Annotated in this window: 3 tRNA genes and 2 pseudogenes; 4 read left to right on the forward strand and 1 reads right to left on the reverse strand. The window is 58.2% G+C overall.

Annotated features, from left to right (window positions below):
• The 4 genes and pseudogenes from BTW07_RS18840 to BTW07_RS18855 all read left to right on the forward strand — a co-directional run.
• Positions 1–99 (forward strand): annotated as a pseudogene (locus BTW07_RS18840) (carbon storage regulator); the annotation flags it as partial.
• A gap of 215 nt (positions 100–314) precedes the next feature.
• Positions 315–407, forward strand: a tRNA-Ser gene (locus BTW07_RS18845).
• 55 nt (positions 408–462) lie between these two features.
• Positions 463–539, forward strand: a tRNA-Arg gene (locus tag BTW07_RS18850).
• 48 nt (positions 540–587) lie between these two features.
• Positions 588–664, forward strand: a tRNA-Arg gene (locus BTW07_RS18855).
• 58 nt (positions 665–722) lie between these two features.
• Here the strand turns inward: BTW07_RS18855 and BTW07_RS19920 are convergent.
• Positions 723–1,026: pseudogene (locus tag BTW07_RS19920) on the reverse strand (hypothetical protein); the annotation flags it as partial.

Consider the following 1,026-nt stretch of genomic DNA (forward strand, 5'->3'; position numbering starts at 1 on the left):
GTGAATGCGCCCAAGGATGTGGCCGTCCACCGTGAAGAGATCTATCAGCGCATCCAGCGCGAGAAATCCGAAGACGAAGACGGCGATCCTGGCGCGTGAGTGCTGGATAGGCGCTTTGGTACCGTCTGAGCTGGTGAAGTCGTCCCCTTTATCGGCTCGGGCTATCCCCGAACATCCTCTTCGTCTGCCGGCATCCGCCTTCTTCCTTCGCTCATCGGTAACTTCTTCATCCTTTAAGGTTTTTTTCGAAAAAAGTTTGGCCTGTCGGCTGGACAACCTGCCATGGAATCGGTAATCTACGCGCCGTGCTGATCGGAGAGGTGGCCGAGTGGCTGAAGGCGCTCCCCTGCTAAGGGAGTATAGGGTTTATAGCCCTATCGAGGGTTCGAATCCCTCCCTCTCCGCCATTTCCGAAAAATCGGAAACCGCGATCGACACTGTGTGAAGAAATTGGTGGATCAAGCGCCCGTAGCTCAGCTGGATAGAGTACCTGACTACGAATCAGGGGGTCGGAGGTTCGAATCCTCCCGGGCGCACCACTCGACATGAAGTCGGATATATCGACGTCGCCCTTCACGGTTTTACAAGCGCCCGTAGCTCAGCTGGATAGAGTACCTGACTACGAATCAGGGGGTCGGAGGTTCGAATCCTCCCGGGCGCACCATCTTCTCGAGAACCCCCGCACTCCTGTTACAAAGGGTGCGGGGGTTTTTGTTCATGGGTCATTCGATTGTGGTCGGGCGCAGGTGGCCCCACGACGGATCGTGCCCGGACTCATCGCTATCCAGACCGGCCAGAAAGGATGGCAGGGCGGTTTCCCGTCGCAATGCCATGAAGCGCGTTGCCGCTTCTGCATCTCGGCCCCGCATGATGTTCAGCCACTGCTTCAGCAACGATACGATCACTTTCTCCTGCATTCCCGCCTGCTGCTTGGCCTGTGCATAGCGCGTCAGCATTGCGCTGCGCGCCGACCACGGCGTCGGCGATAGACGTTCGCCGCCGGAATCCTGCCAGTGACGGATGCGC

This window comes from Salinicola socius (assembly GCF_001937195.1).
GTDB lineage: Bacteria > Pseudomonadota > Gammaproteobacteria > Pseudomonadales > Halomonadaceae > Salinicola > Salinicola socius.